The organism is Aeromonas sp. MaB10011B (assembly GCF_017939325.1).
Taxonomy (GTDB): Bacteria; Pseudomonadota; Gammaproteobacteria; order Enterobacterales; family Aeromonadaceae; genus Aeromonas; species Aeromonas caviae.
This window is the reverse complement of sequence record NZ_JAGKRK010000004.1, coordinates 94,705-111,553: the sequence shown is the minus strand read 5'-3', so window position 1 is coordinate 111,553 and position 16,849 is coordinate 94,705. Positions and strand designations below refer to the sequence as shown.

12 protein-coding genes are annotated in these 16,849 nt (G+C 61.5%); 5 read left to right on the top strand and 7 right to left on the bottom strand.

Going from position 1 to position 16,849, the window contains the following annotated elements:
• Positions 1-3: 3 nt before the first annotated feature.
• The 4 genes from J9893_RS02355 to J9893_RS02340 all read right to left on the bottom strand — a co-directional run bounded on the left by J9893_RS02355 (position 4) and on the right by J9893_RS02340 (position 3,745).
• On the bottom strand, positions 4-762 hold the full coding sequence (locus J9893_RS02355; protein ID WP_210600207.1) for an ATP-dependent zinc protease: 759 nt from the start codon (positions 760-762) through the stop codon (positions 4-6).
• 82 nt (positions 763-844) lie between these two features.
• A complete protein-coding gene (gene cmoB, locus J9893_RS02350; protein ID WP_210600175.1) occupies positions 845-1,822 on the bottom strand; it encodes a tRNA 5-methoxyuridine(34)/uridine 5-oxyacetic acid(34) synthase CmoB in 978 nt (325 codons plus the stop codon).
• Positions 1,823-1,825: 3 nt separating this feature from the next.
• Positions 1,826-2,563, bottom strand: a complete 738-nt coding sequence (cmoA, locus tag J9893_RS02345) for a carboxy-S-adenosyl-L-methionine synthase CmoA (RefSeq protein ID WP_167824878.1) — start codon at positions 2,561-2,563, stop codon at positions 1,826-1,828.
• A 333-nt stretch (positions 2,564-2,896) separates the two neighbouring features.
• Positions 2,897-3,745 (bottom strand): DUF72 domain-containing protein, encoded by an 849-nt coding sequence (locus J9893_RS02340; RefSeq protein WP_109112019.1) that lies wholly within the window; start codon positions 3,743-3,745, stop codon positions 2,897-2,899.
• Positions 3,746-4,173: 428 nt separating this feature from the next.
• Here J9893_RS02340 and aspS point away from each other — a divergent pair, with 428 nt between their 5' ends.
• From aspS to J9893_RS02325, 3 genes are all read left to right on the top strand, one after another.
• Complete coding sequence (gene aspS / locus J9893_RS02335) at positions 4,174-5,940, top strand: aspartate--tRNA ligase (RefSeq protein ID WP_045525291.1); 1,767 nt, start codon at positions 4,174-4,176, stop codon at positions 5,938-5,940.
• Positions 5,941-6,040: 100 nt separating this feature from the next.
• A complete protein-coding gene (locus tag J9893_RS02330) occupies positions 6,041-6,781 on the top strand; it encodes a YebC/PmpR family DNA-binding transcriptional regulator (RefSeq protein WP_010674094.1) in 741 nt (246 codons plus the stop codon).
• A 479-nt stretch (positions 6,782-7,260) separates the two neighbouring features.
• Entirely contained in the window at positions 7,261-8,886 is a 1,626-nt protein-coding gene (locus tag J9893_RS02325; protein WP_041212708.1) for a phosphoethanolamine--lipid A transferase, read from the top strand.
• 69 nt (positions 8,887-8,955) lie between these two features.
• On the opposite strand, the gene J9893_RS02320 is transcribed toward J9893_RS02325, so the two are convergent.
• Genes J9893_RS02320 through nagB form a run of 3 tightly spaced genes read right to left on the bottom strand, consistent with a single transcriptional unit; the run spans position 8,956 to position 12,130 of the window.
• A complete protein-coding gene (locus J9893_RS02320; protein ID WP_010674096.1) occupies positions 8,956-10,170 on the bottom strand; it encodes an ROK family protein in 1,215 nt (404 codons plus the stop codon).
• A 4-nt stretch (positions 10,171-10,174) separates the two neighbouring features.
• Complete coding sequence (nagA, locus tag J9893_RS02315; RefSeq protein WP_039039842.1) at positions 10,175-11,320, bottom strand: N-acetylglucosamine-6-phosphate deacetylase; 1,146 nt, start codon at positions 11,318-11,320, stop codon at positions 10,175-10,177.
• A gap of 9 nt (positions 11,321-11,329) precedes the next feature.
• On the bottom strand, positions 11,330-12,130 hold the full coding sequence (nagB, locus tag J9893_RS02310; protein WP_010674098.1) for a glucosamine-6-phosphate deaminase: 801 nt from the start codon (positions 12,128-12,130) through the stop codon (positions 11,330-11,332).
• A gap of 272 nt (positions 12,131-12,402) precedes the next feature.
• Here nagB and nagE point away from each other — a divergent pair, with 272 nt between their 5' ends.
• Together nagE and J9893_RS02300 are read left to right on the top strand one after the other, a co-directional pair.
• A complete protein-coding gene (nagE, locus tag J9893_RS02305; RefSeq protein ID WP_210600176.1) occupies positions 12,403-13,857 on the top strand; it encodes an N-acetylglucosamine-specific PTS transporter subunit IIBC in 1,455 nt (484 codons plus the stop codon).
• A 121-nt stretch (positions 13,858-13,978) separates the two neighbouring features.
• The gene (locus J9893_RS02300; RefSeq protein WP_210600177.1) at positions 13,979-16,642 is read left to right on the top strand and encodes a beta-N-acetylhexosaminidase; all 2,664 of its coding nucleotides are present in this window, start codon (positions 13,979-13,981) and stop codon (positions 16,640-16,642) included.
• Positions 16,643-16,849 lie beyond the last annotated feature (207 nt).

Sequence of the window (16,849 nt, the reverse complement as noted above, 5' to 3'; positions counted from 1 at the left end):
GGATTATTTCACATCCTTGAGCTTGGGTTTGGGTTGGATATATTCGCGGGCCACGTCGACCACGGCGATGTCTTTGAGGAATTCACGGCCCAGCAGCACGGGGAAGGTCATGTCGCTGCGGTCCTTCAGGGTAAATTCGGCCTTCTCGGTCATGTCGCCGATGCGCACGGCAAGGCGGACCACGGGGCGACGGTCGAGATCGTCGGCGGAAGCCTGACGGACCCGCACGTGACGCACCAGGGGCGCTTCAATCTGGATCTTGTCGTCCATCTCCTGGTGGCTCAGGAAGAAGCGCACCCAGTTCTTGCCGTTGCGCTCGAAGATGGTGATCTCCTGGGCGCTGATGGAGGAGGTGGTGGCGCCGGTGTCGACCCGGGCCTGGAAGGCGTCGTTGGCGGCGTCAACCCAGATCCACTCCGCTTCACCCACCAGCAGCTTGCCATCGATGGTGTGGCCCTGGCTCGGCGCCGGGCACTTCTCGGTGGGAATGGGCATGGCCTTGGGCGGCTCGGGAGGCAGGGTAGCCAGCTTGCTGTCGACTTTCTTTACGGACTCTTTCATGTTGGTGACATCGGTGTTGAGCTGAACCAGCAGGTGCTGTTGCTGCACATACTGCTTCTGTTGCTGTTCCATGGATGTTTGCAGACGTTGCTCGCTCAACGAGATCTCGTTGCGCAGCTCGGCCAGCGTCAGGGTCGGGGCCGGGGGGGCTTTTTCCATACTGACACACCCGCCGAGACTGAGCAGGGAGAGCAGGGTCATTCCTTTTAATTTGCTTTTCATGTCATTCATTTAACTGTGCTTCCTGGAATTGGGTCAGTGTAACTTCCACAGCCGCCATCGGCTAGTCTTTGGCCTTTCTGGCGATCAGTACGGCACGTTTGGGTGCCGGGTATCCTTCGACCGTGAGTGCAGGATTGTGTGGATCCAGATAGTCACTCAGGGACTCGTTAATCATCCAGTCGGTACGACGCTGTTCGTCGGTGCTGGTCATATTCTCGTCGACGATGCGCACCTCGGTGAACCCGCAGCGCTCGACCCAGCGTGTGAGGGCCGCGCTCGAGGGGAGGAACCAGACGTTGCGCATCTTGCCGTAGCGATCGGAAGGCATCAGCACCTGGTTTTCGTCGCCGTCCACCACCAGGGTCTCGAGCACCAGCTCCCCATCGTCTTTGAGCTGGTTGCGCAACTGCTCGATGTGCTCGATGGGGGACTTGCGATGATAGAGCACCCCCATGGAGAAGACGGTGTCAAAGGCGCGCAGCGCCGGCAGCTCCTGGATACCGAGGGGCAGCAGGTGGGCGCGCTGGTCGTTGCCTGCGAAGTGGCGAATGGCTTCGAACTGGCAGAGGAACAGCGGGCTCGGGTCGATGCCGACCGCCAGTTTCGCCCCTTCCCCCACCATGCGCCAGAGGTGGTAGCCGCTGCCGCAGCCCACGTCCAGCACGTAGCGGCCCTGGAGCGGGCTGATGTGGGGCAGCACCCGATCCCACTTCCAGTCGGAGCGCCACTCGGTGTCGATGTGGATGCCGTGCACATGGAAGGGGCCCTTGCGCCAGGGCATGAGCTGGCGCAACAGGCTCTCGGTCTTCTTGCGCTCACCCTCTCCCAGGCTATCGGGGCCGCCGATGGCGACCCGCTCTTTGAGCTCGATCCGGCCGGGGTCCACGACGGGCAGCTTGGCGAGGGCGCGGTTCCAGCGCGGCAGATCCCCGTGCAGGTTGTCGTGCTGCCAGGCGTGCAGCTGGGCGGGCAGGGTGTGCAGCCAGTGGCTCAACCGGTTCTTGGCGATCAGTTGATAAAAATGGGCGAAATCGATCATGGCTTAGTTGGTGTCGCTGGCTTTGATGGCAATCATGGAGCCGAAGTTGAAGCACTGGAACCAGAGGTCCAGGTGGGTGAAGCCGGCGTCCCGCAGGCGCGCCTGATGGACCGCCAGGGTGTCGGTGCGCATCACGTTCTCAAGGGCGGTGCGCTTCTGGCTGATTTCCAGCTCGCTGTAGCCGTTGGCCCGCTTGAAGTCGAGGTGCAAGTCGATGAGCAGCTCGTTGACCTGCTCGTCATCGAAGCGGAACTTCTCGCTCAGGATGAGGATGCCGCCGGGGCGCAGGCCGTCAAAGATGCGCGCGATGAGGGCGGCCCGCTTCTCGGGGGCGACGAACTGCAGGGTGAAGTTGAGCACCACCACGGAGGCGTTCTCGATGGGGATGTCGCAGATGTCCGCCTCCACCAGATCCACCGGTACCTCGGACTTGAAGCCCGAGAGGTGGGCGCGGGCCCGCTCGATCATGGGGTGGGAGAGATCCACCGCCGTGATGTGGCAACCGGGCTGGGTGACGTGGCGGCGCATGGCCTGGGTCGCGGCGCCGAGGGAGCAGCCGAGATCGTAGAGGCGGCTCTGGGGCTGGGCGTAGCGGGCGGCCATCATGCCGATGGCGGAGATGATGTTGCTGTAACCGGGCACCGAGCGCTGGATCATGTCGGGGAAGACGTCGACGACCTGCTCGTCAAAGCAGAAGTCTCCCAGACGGGCGATAGGGGCGGCAAAAATCTGATCGTGCATGCTGACGCAACCTGACAGCCGGTGTGGTGGGCGGCTGTTTTATTCAATTGAATCTTGGGTGGACGGGCATCGAAATGGCGTCGTCACCGGTTGACGAACGGGGTGGCTTGCTCCGGGATCCTTCGGGCTGCCCCTGTTCGCAACGGGCCATGGTCCGGGCCCTCAGGGTGCCGGGCTGGGGTGGGCAACGCATTGCCATGCACCCAGGCCCGGGACCTTACTTGGGGCGCTAGTGTAGAGGAAAGGCGGGCGTTTGTCTTGACGCCAACCCCGGTGGGACCACAAAAAAAGCGGCTTTTTTTGGGGATGGAGAAGGGGCGGGGAGGGGGTCGCTCAAAAGGGCAGCACCCCCTGGCGGGCGCGATCGTTTTCTCCCGGCCAGGGGGCCATCTCCTGGCCGAGCAGGCGGCTGATCTGCCGTGCGAGTTCGGGGGCCCGGGCATTGTCGGCGGTGTGAACAAAGAGGTAGAGATCCTTGCCCTCCTGGAGCCATTGTTTCCAATGTGGCAACCATGGTGGCAAAAAAGGGTGATTGTCCTCGATTTGAGGCAAACCAATCAGGCGCACCACCGGGGCCCCCCCCGTGGCCAGCAGATGGACCGGCAACCTGGGTTTCTTGCCCTGGGCATCGATCATGGCGGCCGTGGTGGCGGGCACCGAGAAGAGCGGGCGGCTGTCGAGCATGATGCGATTGATGCCCCGCGCCATCAGCATCCGGTTGAGGGCCCGTTCCGCCTCCCCCTTGGCGAAGAAATCGGGGTGGCGCACCTCGAGGGCATAGGTGAAATCCTGGGGCAGCCGCGCGAAGAAGGCATCCAGACGGGCCAGCCCCTCTGGCCCGAAGCGGGCGGGCAGTTGCAGCTTGAGCAGCCCCAGCTTGTCATGCAAGGGGGCCAGCAGGCGGATGAAGGCCGTCACCTGTTTGTCCACGCTCACCAGATCGCTCTGGTGGCTGATCTCCTTGGGAAACTTGAAGCTGAAGCGAAAGTGGTCGGGGACAGCATCGGCCCAGCGCTGCACCGTCTCCGGGGTCGGCGAGGCGTAGAAGGTGGTGTTGCCCTCCACGGAGTTGAACACCCTGGCATAGTCGGCGAGGTGCTCGGCGGGCCTGGCATTCATCCCCAGCAACTGGCCGGGCCAGGCCGGGTGTGACCACTGGGGCAGGCCCAAATAGAGGCTCATGATGGTTCCTGTCGGCAGGTTGGCGCACTTTTGCCCTCCTTTTTGCGCCAGAACAACAAAAAACAGGGTAAAGGGGGCTGCGGGCCATTTTACCCAAATGGAGGTTTTCCTCTATAATGCCAACCCTTTTGTTTGCCACATTGTCGTAATGCGCGCGACCGAGCCCCCGGGTGACGATGATCGCGGCCCGGCAGTGGCCAGACAACGACGCCAGCCGATACCCCGGCGCCCACTCGTCATCCCGGTCGGGAGCGGGGGCATGCCTGGGACGGCGGCAAGAATCCGGCTCGGGGAGCCGGATGACCCGAGACAGATTTCAAACCGGGCAAGAAGCAGGATCTGGCCAGCTGTGAGACAGACGGTGCTTGCCAGTCGTGCCCGGCGACCCAGGATGAACCGTCTCTCTACCATTTCGAAGGAAGAAGTCCATGCGCTCTATCTATTGCGGACAGGTCAATGAGGCCCATGCCGGGCAGACCATTACATTGTGCGGTTGGGTCCATCGTCGTCGTGATCTCGGCGGCCTCATCTTTATCGACATGCGCGACCGCGAGGGCATCGTGCAGGTGTTCTTCGATCCGGACAAGCCGGACGCCTTTGCCCTGGCCTCCGAGCTGCGCGGCGAGTTCTGCATCCAGGTGACCGGTGTGGTGCGTACCCGCCCCGACTCCCAGCGCAACAGCGACATGGCCACCGGTGCCATCGAGGTGTTCGCCCACGAGCTGACCATCATCAACCGTGCCGAGCCGCTGCCCCTTGACTTCAACCAGGTCAACAGCGAAGAGGTGAGCCTCAAGTACCGCTACCTGGATCTGCGTCGCCCCGAGATGGCCAAGTACCTGAAGACCCGTGCCAAGGCCAGTGCCTTCGTGCGCCGCTTCATGGACGAGCACGGCTTCCTCGACATCGAGACCCCGATGCTGACCAAGGCGACCCCGGAAGGGGCCCGTGACTACCTGGTGCCGAGCCGTGTGCACAAGGGCAAGTTCTACGCCCTGCCGCAGTCCCCCCAGCTGTTCAAGCAGCTGCTGATGATGTCCGGCTTCGATCGCTACTACCAGATCGTCAAGTGCTTCCGCGACGAAGACCTGCGTGCCGACCGCCAGCCGGAATTCACCCAGATCGACGTGGAGACCTCCTTCATGACCGCGCCCCAGGTGCGTGAAATCATGGAAGAGATGATCCGCAAGCTCTGGCTGCACATCCTGAACGTGGACCTGGGTGACTTCCCCATCATGACCTTCGACGAAGCCATGCGCCGCTTCGGCTCCGACAAGCCGGACCTGCGTCTGCCCATGGAGCTGGTCGATGTGGCAGATCTCTTGACCGAGGTGGAGTTCGCCGTGTTCGCCGGCCCCGCCAAGGATCCGAAAGGCCGTGTGGCGGCCCTGAAGGTACCGGGCGGCGCGGAGCTGTCTCGCAAGCAGATCGACGAGTACACCAAGTTCGTCGGCATCTACGGTGCCAAGGGCCTGGCCTGGATGAAGGTCAACGAAGCCGGGAGCGGCCTCGAAGGGGTGCAGTCCCCGGTGGCCAAGTTCCTCTCTGACGCCATCGTGCGCGAGATCCTGGCCCGCACCGGCGCGATGGATGGCGACATCATCTTCTTCGGCGCCGACTCCAAGAAAGTGGTGTGCGATGCCATGGGCGCCCTGCGCCTGAAGGTGGGCCGCGATCTGGGCCTGGTGGAGAACGTCTGGAAGCCGCTCTGGGTCATCGACTTCCCCATGTTCGAGGAAGATGGCGAAGGCGGCCTGGCGGCCATGCACCACCCCTTCACCGCCCCGAGCAACCTGGGCCCGGCCGAGCTGAAAGCGAACCCGGTGGGCGCTTACGCCAACGCCTACGACATGGTGATCAACGGCTACGAAGTGGGTGGCGGCTCTGTGCGTATCCACAACAGCGAGATGCAGTCCACCGTGTTCGACATCCTGGGGATCACCCCGGACGAGCAGCGCCTGAAGTTCGGCTTCCTGCTGGATGCCCTGAAATACGGCACCCCGCCCCACGCTGGCCTGGCCTTCGGTCTGGACCGCCTCAGCATGCTGCTGACCGGCACCGACAACATCCGGGATGTCATCGCCTTCCCGAAAACCACGGCGGCCGCCTGTCTGATGACGGACGCCCCGAGCTTTGCCAACCCGGCCCAACTGGGCGAGCTGGCGATTGCGACCACCGTCAAGGGTGACGAATAAGCCGTTATCGGCAACAAAGGCCGCAGCGATGCGGCCTTTCCCGTTTCCCCCTGGGCGCAACCAGTGTTACTGAAATTTCCAACTATAACGGAGAGTCCCTATGGCAGGTCACAGTAAATGGGCCAACATCAAACACCGCAAGGCGGCGCAAGACGCCAAGCGCGGCAAGATCTTCACCAAGCTGATCCGCGAAATCACCACCTCCGCGCGTCTGGGTGATGCCGATCCTGCCAACAACCCCCGCCTGCGTGCGGCGGTGGCGGCAGCCCTGACCAGCAACATGACCCGCGACACCATCAACCGCGCCATCGCCCGTGGGGCCGGCGGCGGTGACGGCGAGCAGCTCGAGACCATCGTGTACGAAGGGTACGGCCCGGCCGGTTCCGCCGTCATGGTGGAGTGCCTGACCGACAACCGCAACCGTACCGTGGCCGAAGTGCGCCACGCCTTCAGCAAGTGCGGCGGCAACCTGGGGACCGACGGCTCCGTGGCCTATCTGTTCACCAAGAAGGGGGTGCTGACCTTCGTGGGCGCCGATGAAGACGCCCTGATGGACGCCGCGCTGGAAGCCGGTGCCGACGACGTGGTAACCGAAGAAGATGGCACCATCGAGGTCTACACCACTCCGAACGACTTCGGCACCGTGCTGGACGGTCTGGAAGCCGCCGGCTTCAAGCCCGAGAGCGCCGAAGTGACCATGATCCCCTCCACCGAGGCGGAACTGGATGCCGAGACCGCGCCCAAGCTGATGCGCCTCATCGACATGCTGGAAGATCTGGACGACGTGCAGGAGGTGTACCACAACGGCTCCATCTCCGACGAGATCGCCGCGACCCTGTAATTGCCTCTCGGGAGCGCTGTGATCCCCCAGGGCAAGGGGAGGGCGACCACAACGGTCCTCTCCCCCTGCTCCGACGAGATTGCCGCGACCCTGTGATTGCCTCTCGGGAGCGCTGTGATCCCCCAGGGCAAGGGGAGGGTGACCACAACGGTCCTCTTCCCCGGCTCCGACGAGATTGCCGCGACCCTGTAATTGCCTCTCGCGACCCTGTTCAGGTTCGCGAACACACAGGTGCGACACCTTGTTCACCTTCGCAAAAACGGCAGCCCGGGCTGCCGTTTTTTTATGTGCCAGACCGCGCACCTCCTCCTTGTGGTTCGATTTCCTCTCTTAATGTTCGCTTAAGTTTGCCGTCCTAGGATGACCCCGTATCTGGACCTCCCTGGCTCTTGTCCTGTTTTTCAGGGCCGAGTGTCGGGATGGTCACCACGAAGCCTGCTGGCAGGTTGTTAGTTCCACTGGTTTGTCGGAGTCTCTCTATGCGTCTCACTCTGGGAGTGATGAAGGTCAATCTGTTGCTGGTGCTGCTGTTTGCACTGGTCTTCAACTGGCCCATTTTCCTGCACTTTTATCGCATTCTCAGCGCCCTTGAACACGTCAAGGCGGGGTTTGTCCTCTCCATTCCCCTGGTACTGGTGGCGGCCCTCAACGCGGTGTTCCTGCCCTTTACCTTCCGTTATCTGCTCAAGCCTTTTTTCGCCTTGCTCATCCTGACCGGCTCCCTGGTCAGCTACGCCATGCTCAAGTACGGGGTGATCTTCGACATGGGCATGATGCAGAACATCATCGAGACCAACAGCGGGGAGGCGGGCTCCTACCTCAACGGCTCCGTGGTGCTCTGGTTCCTGCTGACCGGCCTGCTGCCGGTGCTGGTCCTGCTGTGGGTGAAGATTGAGTATCCCCGTCCCTGGTACAAGGGGCTGGGTCTGCGCCTCGGTTCCATCGCCCTCTCCTTGCTGTTTCTGATGGGGGCTGCCGCCCTCTATTACCAGGATTACGCCTCGGTCGGGCGCAACAACAAGTCCCTCGGCAAGGAGATAGTGCCCGCCAACTATGTGCACGGGCTCTACAAGTACGCCCGGGATGTGGTCTTCGCCACTCCCATTCCCTACCAGCAGATCGGCACCGATGCCAGGGTGATCGGCCAGCATGAGAAGCCGACCCTGATGTTCCTGGTGGTGGGGGAGACGGCCCGCAGCCAGAACTACTCCCTCAACGGCTACAAGAAGGAGACCAACGGCTTCACCGAGAAGGAGGCCAATGTGGTCTCGTTCAGGAACGTGCGCTCCTGCGGCACCGCCACTGCGCTCTCCGTGCCCTGCATGTTCTCGAACATGACCCGGCGCGGCTATGACGAGGCCAGGGCCCAGTCCCAGGATGGCTTGCTGGACGTGCTGCAACATGCCGGGATCTCGGTGCTCTGGAAGGAGAACGACGGCGGCTGCAAGGGGGTGTGCAAAAACGTCCCCACCATCGAGATTGAGCCCAAGGCATTCCCCGCATACTGCTCCGGCAATGCCTGTCATGACGAGGTGCTGTTGCAGGGGCTGGATCAGCAGATCGCCGACATGCAGGGCAAGCAGGGCAGCAAGCTGGTGGCCTTCCACCTGATGGGCAGCCACGGTCCGACCTACTATCGCCGCTACCCGGCCGCCGATCGCGTCTTCCTGCCGGACTGCCCGCGCAGCGACATCGAGAACTGCAGCAACGAAGAGCTGGTGAACACCTATGACAACACCATCCGCTACACCGACAAGGTGCTGGCCCAGCTCATCGACAAGCTCAAGAGCCTGGAGAGCCAGTACAACGTGGGGCTGGTCTATCTGTCGGATCACGGTGAATCCCTCGGTGCCATGGGGCTCTATCTGCACGGCACCCCCTACAAGTTCGCACCGGACGATCAGACCCGGGTGCCGCTCCTGACCTGGTTCTCTCCCCAGTTGCAGGCAGACCGTCAGCTCAATCTGGATTGCCTGCAACAGGAGGCAGCCAGCAAGCGCTTCTCCCACGACAACCTGTTCCACTCCATGCTCGGTATCATGGACGTGCAGACCCAGGTCTATGACGGCAAGCTGGATCTGTTCAAGCCGTGCCGGGCGGGGTGAACCGGCGAAAACAGACCATAAAAAAACGGCAGCCACTGGCTGCCGTTTTCGTGTCCGAAGGGGTGGACCTTACTTCTGCTCCATGATGATCTGCAGCAGATCCCCTTCCAGCAGGGAGCGCTTGACCAGGGCGAAGCCGCCGATGGTGGGCTGGTTCTGGAAGCGCGCCTTCACGATAGGCAGGCCGCGATGGAAACTTGGCAGAGACTGGTGCTCGACACAGCGGCGGATGGCCGGGATCAGGATCTCTTCGGCGGCGGTGATTTCACCGGCGATGAGCACCTTCTGGGGGTTGAACAGGTTGACCGTGATGGCGATGGCGCGCCCCAGGTGCTCCCCCACGTTCTCGATCACGCTGCGGGCCAGCTCGTCACCGGCCACCGCCGCCTTGCACACCTCCTGGATGGTGATGTGCTTCTCTTGCAGCGAACTCAGGTGGCCGCGGCTGATGAGTTCCTTCACCTTGTCGACGATGGCCTCGTTGGAGGCGATGGTCTCGAGGCAGCCGAAGTTGCCGCAGTGGCAGCGCTTGCCAAGGGGTTCGACCTGGATGTGGCCTATTTCGCCGACGTTGCGGTTCTGGCCGAGAAACACCTTGCCCTTGGTGATGATGCCCGAGCCCGTCCCCTGGTGGACACTCACCAGGATGGAGTCCATGCAGTCGCGGGACTCGCCGAAGAAGTGCTCGGCCAGCGCCAGCGAACGGGTGTCGTTGCCCACGTAGCAGGGGAGGTTGAAGTGGTGCTCCAGGAGCTTGGCGAGCCCCAGGTTGCGGATCTGGTAGGTGGGGGTGTAGATGACCATGCCGGATTCCGGGTTGACCAGACCCGGCATGGTCAGCGCGATGCTGATGAGGTTGCGGCTGCGATCCTGATTGGCGTCGATGAAGGCGCCAATCTCCCGCAGCAGCATGTCCACCACGGGTTGCTGCTCGATCTCGGTCACCTGGGTGATGTGCTGATCGAGCTCCTTGCCGTCGAGGTCATACAGGGAGAGCTGCAGGTAGCCGCGACCCAGCTTGGCGGACACAAACTGGAAGCGATGCTTGATGGTGGTCAGGGAGATGGCGCGGCGCCCGCCAGTGGAGGCTTGCGGCGAGGTTTCCCTGATGAGGCCGTGCTCGATAAGTTGCCGGGTTATCTTGGTCACGCTGGCCGGGGCCAGCTGACTCAACTCGGCAATTTTGACCCGCGAGATGGGCCCCTGCAGGTCAATGAGGCGATAGACGACCGCACTGTTTACCTGCTTGATAAGATCTACGTTTGCTATTTGTCCGCCAGTCATAGTGTCACTGTGTTGTGTAGTGTCCGTTAACCACGGTCCCGCAGACCGCGAAGGCCTGATCAAAGACGGTGAGGTTGGCAATTTTTCCGACCTGGATACTACCGAGACGCGAGTCCCATCCAATGGCGCGAGCGGGGTAAAGGGTGGCCATTCTCAGTGCTTCGTCGAGCGGCAATCCGACCTGTTTGACCAGATTTTCCACCCCTTCGATCATGGTGAGGGCGGAGCCGCCGAGTGTACCATTCTCATCGACGCACTGACCATCGCGGAAATAGACGGTTGCGCCGCAAAAATCAAATTTCTCAAAGCCTTCCGGTGCACCTGCCGCCGCGGTTGCATCGGTGACCAGCACCAGCCGCTCCCCCAGCATCCTGTGCGCCAGGCGCACGTTGGCCCAGTGTACGTGGTGGCCGTCGACGATGATGCCCGCATAGACATCCTTGCGATCGTAGATGGCGCCGACCACGCCGGGCTCGCGACCATTCAGGGTCGGAGTCATGGCGTTGTAGAGGTGGGTGGCAAAGCGCATGCCGTTGTCAAAGCCCGCCATGGCCTGGTCGTAGTTGGCGGCGGTGTGGCCGGCGGAGACCAGGATGCCGGCTTCCACCAGACGGCGGATGTGTTCGGGCTTGTTGCGCTCCGGCGCCAGGGTGATCTTGGCGATGGCGTCTGCGTTGTCGCAGAAGAAGTCGATCATCTCGTCGGCGGGCTGACGGATCTGTTCGGCCGGGTGGATCCCTTTGCGCTTGAGGTTGGTATAGGGCCCTTCCAGATGGACGCCAAGCACCTCGTTGGGGTGGGCGGCCATGTAGTCGCGGGTGACGGCAACGGCCTGCTTCATGTCCGCATCCGGGCTGGTGATCAGGGTCGGCAGGAAGCTGGTGGTCCCGGATTTCAGGTTGGCCGCCTGCATGGTGGCCAGGGTGTCCGTGGTGATGTGACCGTTGAACATGACGCCACCGCAGCCGTTGAGCTGGACGTCGATGAAGCCGGCGCTGAGGTTGGCGCCCTGGAGGTCAATCTGCTCGATGCCGGCGGGCAGTTCTGCCTGGCGGGAGATGGCGACAATCTTGTCGCCATCGATGACCACGCCATAACCGGTCAGCACGCAGCTGCCGGTGTAGAGAGTGCAATTAGTCAGAGCGTACATGGGGGCTCCTCAGAGGTGTTTGATGTTGTCGGCTTCCAGTTGCTGGAAGTAGCGCACCGTCTTGACCTTCAACTCCATGGTGGAAGGTTCGTCGCACACCACAATCCCTTTCGGATGCAGTTGCAGGGTGGAGATGGTCCACATGTGGTTGACGCTGCCCTCCACGGTGGCCTGCAGGGCCTGGGCCTTGGCGTGACCGACCACCAGGATCAGGATCTCTTCGGCGTCCATCAGGGTGCCGACACCCACGGTCAGGGCCAGCTTGGGCACCTGCTCCATGTCGCCGCCAAAGAAGCGGGAGTTGGCGATGCGGGTGTCTTCGGTCAGGGTCTTGACCCGGGTACGGGAAGCCAGGGAAGAGGCCGGTTCGTTGAAGGCGATGTGGCCGTCATTGCCGACGCCGCCCATGAACAGGTGGATTTTGCCGTAGGACTTGATCTTGTCTTCGTAGCGCTGGCACTCGGCCACCAGATCCTCGGCGTTGCCATTGAGGATGTTGATGTTTTCCGGGCGAATGTCCACGTGATTGAAGAAGTTGTTGTGCATGAAGCTGTGGTAGCTCTCCGGATGTTCCTTGGGCAGCCCCACGTACTCGTCCATGTTGAAGGTGACCACGTTCTGGAAGCTCACCTCGCCGGCTTTATGCAGCTCAATCAGGCGCTTGTAGGTGTTGAGCGGGGTGCCGCCAGTGGGCAGACCCAGCACGAAGGGACGCTCGGCAGTGGGTTTGAACGCATTGATGCGGTCAACGATGTAACGGGCAGACCAGAGACCCACCTGGCTGGCAGACTTCAACGGGATCAGGCGCATTCTATATACCTCAGTACGGTTGCCGCACAGGGAGTGACGGCAAGGGACCAGACACGGATTCAAGTTGTTTTATAGCGTAAATAAAGATTGCGAACTAAGCCACATCTATCGGCTACCTTTATCTCTGTTGAGTGATAATGATCACGAAAGCTGGTTTATTAATTTGCGCAGCGAAATAAAACACATAGACTGCCAATCAAGCCTTGATGGCTTATGCGTCGAACGTGATAAGCACTTAATTTCTAGAAAAACACCAACTAAGGAGAGGAACCGTGAACATTCTCGGTTATTTGCAAAAGATCGGCCGTGCCCTGATGGTGCCGGTAGCGGTATTGCCTGCCGCCGCGATCCTGATGGGGATTGGCTACTGGATTGACCCGAACGGTTGGGGTGGCGGAAGCCCTCTGGCTGCGTTTCTGATCAAGGCGGGCGCCGCCATCATCGACAGTATGCCCATTCTGTTCGCCGTCGGCGTCGCTTACGGCATGTCCAAGGATAAAGACGGTTCCGCCGCGCTGGCCGGTCTGGTCGGCTTCCTGGTGGTCACCACCCTGCTGAGCCCGGGCGCCGTGGCCCAGATCAAGGGTATCCCGGCCGACCAGGTGCCGGCAGCCTTTGCCAAGATCAGCAACCAGTTCGTCGGCATCCTGTGTGGTGTCATCGCCGCCGAGCTGTACAACCGCTTCAGCAGCGTGGAGCTGCACAAGGCGCTGGCCTTCTTCTCCGGTCGTCGTCTGGTGCCGATCGTGACCTCCGTGGTGATGATTGTCGTCTCCTTCATCCTGATGGCCGTCTGGCCGGTCATCTACGGTGGCCTGGTGAGCTTCGGTGAATCCATCGTCAGCATGGGTTCCACCGGCGCCGGCATCTATGCCTTCTTCAACCGTCTGCTGATCCCGGTCGGTCTGCACCACGCCCTGAACTCCGTGTTCTGGTTCGACGTGGCCGGCATCAACGACATCCCGAACTTCCTGGGTGGCCAATCCTCCATCGACGCCGGCAAGGCTGTCGTGGGTGTGACCGGCATGTACCAGGCCGGCTTCTTCCCCATCATGATGTTCGGTCTGCCGGGTGCCGCACTGGCCATCTACCACAGCGCGAAGAAAGAGAACAAAGAGAAGGTTGCGTCCATCATGATCGCTGCCGCCTTTGCCGCCTTCTTCACCGGGGTGACCGAGCCGCTCGAGTTCTCCTTCATGTTCGTGGCGCCGATACTGTACGTCATCCATGCCCTGCTGACCGGTATCTCCGTGTTCATCGCAGCCTCTATGCACTGGATCGCCGGTTTCGGCTTCAGCGCCGGTCTGGTGGATATGGTGCTCTCCAGCCGCAACCCGCTGGCGACCCAGTGGTACATGCTGCTGGTACAGGGTCTGGTCTTCTTCGGCCTCTACTACGTGGTCTTCCGCGCCGTGATCGCCAAGTTCAACCTGAAAACCCCGGGTCGTGAAGATGACGAAGCCGTGCCGGTACAGGCTCAAACCACCGACCGCACCGAGCTGGCCAAGCAGTATCTGGAAGTGCTGGGTGGTCAGGACAATCTGGTGACCATCGATGCTTGCATCACCCGTCTGCGTCTGACCCTGAAAGACCGCAGCATCGTTGACGAGCGCAAGCTCAAAGCCCTGGGCGCGGCCGGTGTGGTCAAGCTCGGTGAGCAGAACCTGCAGGTGATCCTTGGCCCCTTGGCCGAAATCATCGCCGGTGAGATGAAAGCCCTGCGTTAATCGAGCACGAGCTCACCTCAAGTCTAAGTCCATTGTTGACATAACTAAGGGCCCCGCTCTGGGGCCCCATATAAAAAAAGCCAAGAAAATCCAACCTTTACTTCAAACGAGAGCAGCAGTTATGAACCTGAAACATTCTCTGTTAGCCATTGCCATGTCTACCGTTTTCGCCGGTCCCGCACTTGCAGCCGATGCTGCCAGGCAAGCGGTGGTCGACGCCCTCGCCAGCAACCTCGTCGTCAAGTACGAAGTCGTCACCAATGACGGTGCCGGCGCCGGTCTTGACTGCCAGGCGCTGGGCTCCGAGTGGGCGAGCTGCGGCGTTGCCAAGCTGCACCTGACCAATACCGGGGCCGACGTCACCTCCAAGGACTGGAGCATCTATGTCTCCTCCATCCGCCGCATCCAGCGGGTGGACAACGACCAGTTCACCATCACCCACCTGACCGGCGACCTCTATCGTTTGACGCCGACCGAGAAGTTCCAGGGCTTTGCCAAGGACGCCACGGTCGAGGTGCCCCTGGTGGTGGAATACTGGGTATTGTTCGAATCTGACATCATGCCGAACTGGTATGTTGCCAGTGAAGGGGCCGAGCCGAAAGTGCTGGCCAGCATGAACAACATCGACGATGCCAGCACCTACGAGAAGCCTATGCCGGCCGATGGCTGGAAGCGCACCAAGGATGACAACAACATCCTGATGAACAGCGAGACCCGTTTCGCCGCCAACCAGACCAGTACCCTGCTGCCTGCCGGCAAGATTGACGACCGCATCCTGCCAAGCCCGATGAAGCAGGTGGTCAAGGCCGGCCCGCAAGTCGACTTCTCCACCATCAAGCTCAATGCCCTTGACCTGCCGAGCGATCGCGCCGAGGCCCTGAAGGCGCAACTGACCAAGCTGGGTGTTACCCTCTCCGACACCGGCTACCCGGTCACCATCAAGCTCGGCAGCAAGCTCAAGCAGGCCGAAGGCTACGACATGACCATCGGCAAGAAGGGCACCGTCATTCAGGGGCACGACGTTGACGGCGCCTTCTGGGGCGCCCAGTCTCTGATCTCTCTGCTGGGCGTTGACGACAAGCTGGTGAGCCAGATGAGCGTCGAGGATGCGCCGCGCTTTGAATACCGGGGCATGCAGACCGACGTGGCCCGTCACTTCCGAAGCCCGGAGACCATGAAGAAGCTGGTGGATCAGATGTCCGCCATGAAGCTCAACGTGCTGCACCTGGGGCTGACCAACGATGAAGGCTGGCGTCTGGAGATCCCGGGCCTGCCGGAGCTGACCGACGTCGGCAGCCAGCGTTGCCATGACGAGTCCGAAACCAAGTGCCTGATGCCGCAGCTTGGCTCCGGCCCCACCAGCGACAACCAGGGCTCCGGTTTCTACAGCAAGGCCGACTACATCGACCTGGTACGCTATGCCAAGGCCCGCGGTGTGACCGTGATCCCCGAGATCAACATGCCGGCCCACGCCCGTGCCGCCGTGGTCTCCATGGAGGCACGCTACAAGCGTCTGATGAGCGAGGGCAAAGAAGCCGAGGCCAACCAGTTCCGTCTGACTGACCCGGCCGATACCTCCAACGTCACCTCGGTACAGTTCTACGACAAGATGTCCTTCATCAACCCCTGCCAGCCGGGTGCCGCCACCTTCGTTGCCAAGGTGATGGACGAAGTGGCCCAGATGCACCAGGCCGCCGGCCAGCCGCTGACCGCCTGGCACTACGGTGGTGACGAGGCGAAGAACATCATGCAGGGCGGTGGTTACCAGGATCCGGCCGTCACCAAGAAAGAAGATCTGGTGGCCTGGAAGGGCAATGTCGACTCCAGCAAGCAGGACAAGCCGTTCGGCAAGTCTCCCATGTGCCAGAAGATGATCGACGATGGCAAGATCAAGGACGTGGCCGAGCTGCCGGTCTACTTTGCCAAGGAAGTGAGCGAGATGGTCAAGGGCCACGGCTTCTCCACCCTGCAGGCGTGGGAAGATGGCCTGAAGTACGCCACGGATGCCAGCGTATTCGCCACCGACAAGACCCGGGTCAACTTCTGGGAAACCCTCTACTGGGGTGGTTTCAACGAGGCGATGAAGTGGGCGCACAAGGGCTATGACGTGGTGCTCTCCAACCCGGATTACCTCTACTTCGACTTCCCGAACGAGGTACACCCGGCCGAGCGCGGCTACTACTGGGCAACCCGCTTCAACGACACCCGCAAGGTGTTCGCCTTCGCCCCGGAAAACCTGCCGCAGAACGCCGAGACCTCGGTTGACCGCGACGGCAACGCCTTCGTGGCCAAGGGTGACCAGGATCCGGTCAAGTTCAAGGGGATCTCCGGTCAGCAGTGGAGTGAAACCGTGCGCACCGATGCCCAGTACGAGTACATGGTCTATCCGCGTATCTTCTCCGTGGCCGAGCGCGCCTGGCACAAGGGCGGCTTCGAGCTCGATTACGTGAAGGGTCGCGAGTTCTCCGGCACCACCAAGCACGTGAACAAGGCAACCCTTAACAAGGAGTGGAACCAGTTTGCCAACGTGTTGGGCCAGCGAGTGCTGCCGAAACTGGACCAGGCCGGGGTGGAATACCGCCTCTCCGTACCGGGCGCCAAGGTGGTGAACGGCGTGCTGGAAGCGAACGTGGATCTGCCGGGTCTGCCCATCCAGTACAGCCTGGATGGCAAGAGCTGGAGCGCCTATGACGCTGCCGCCAAGCCGACCGTGGATGGCAAGGTCTACCTGCGTACCACCAGCTTCGATGGCAAGCGTACCAGCCGCGTCACCGAGCTGAACTGATAGCTCTCAATCCATAACGCAAGGTGGGTCGCAAGACCCGCCTTTCCCAAGCGCGATGGCCATCGGGTTTGGGAAAGGTTGACTCTGCGTGTGAACCTTTGTTGTGTGTGTTTTGTCTGTTTTTCATCACTTGAGACCCCGCCCCGTGCGGGGCTTTTTTTGGCCAGGAACTCTGCAATTTCTCCCGTTTCGCCGTTTTTGGTGCGC

Coding starts and splice junctions, on each gene's coding strand:
- J9893_RS02355 (WP_210600207.1), bottom strand. CDS start 762: ATGACCCTGCTCTCCCTGCTCAGTCTCGGCGGGTGTGTCAGTATGGAA.
- nagA (WP_039039842.1), bottom strand. CDS start 11,320: ATGTACGCTCTGACTAATTGCACTCTCTACACCGGCAGCTGCGTGCTG.
- nagB (WP_010674098.1), bottom strand. CDS start 12,130: ATGCGCCTGATCCCGTTGAAGTCTGCCAGCCAGGTGGGTCTCTGGTCT.
- J9893_RS02330 (WP_010674094.1), top strand. CDS start 6,041: ATGGCAGGTCACAGTAAATGGGCCAACATCAAACACCGCAAGGCGGCG.
- J9893_RS02340 (WP_109112019.1), bottom strand. CDS start 3,745: ATGAGCCTCTATTTGGGCCTGCCCCAGTGGTCACACCCGGCCTGGCCC.
- aspS (WP_045525291.1), top strand. CDS start 4,174: ATGCGCTCTATCTATTGCGGACAGGTCAATGAGGCCCATGCCGGGCAG.
- cmoA (WP_167824878.1), bottom strand. CDS start 2,563: ATGCACGATCAGATTTTTGCCGCCCCTATCGCCCGTCTGGGAGACTTC.
- J9893_RS02320 (WP_010674096.1), bottom strand. CDS start 10,170: ATGACTGGCGGACAAATAGCAAACGTAGATCTTATCAAGCAGGTAAAC.
- cmoB (WP_210600175.1), bottom strand. CDS start 1,822: ATGATCGATTTCGCCCATTTTTATCAACTGATCGCCAAGAACCGGTTG.
- J9893_RS02300 (WP_210600177.1), top strand. CDS start 13,979: ATGAACCTGAAACATTCTCTGTTAGCCATTGCCATGTCTACCGTTTTC.
- J9893_RS02325 (WP_041212708.1), top strand. CDS start 7,261: ATGCGTCTCACTCTGGGAGTGATGAAGGTCAATCTGTTGCTGGTGCTG.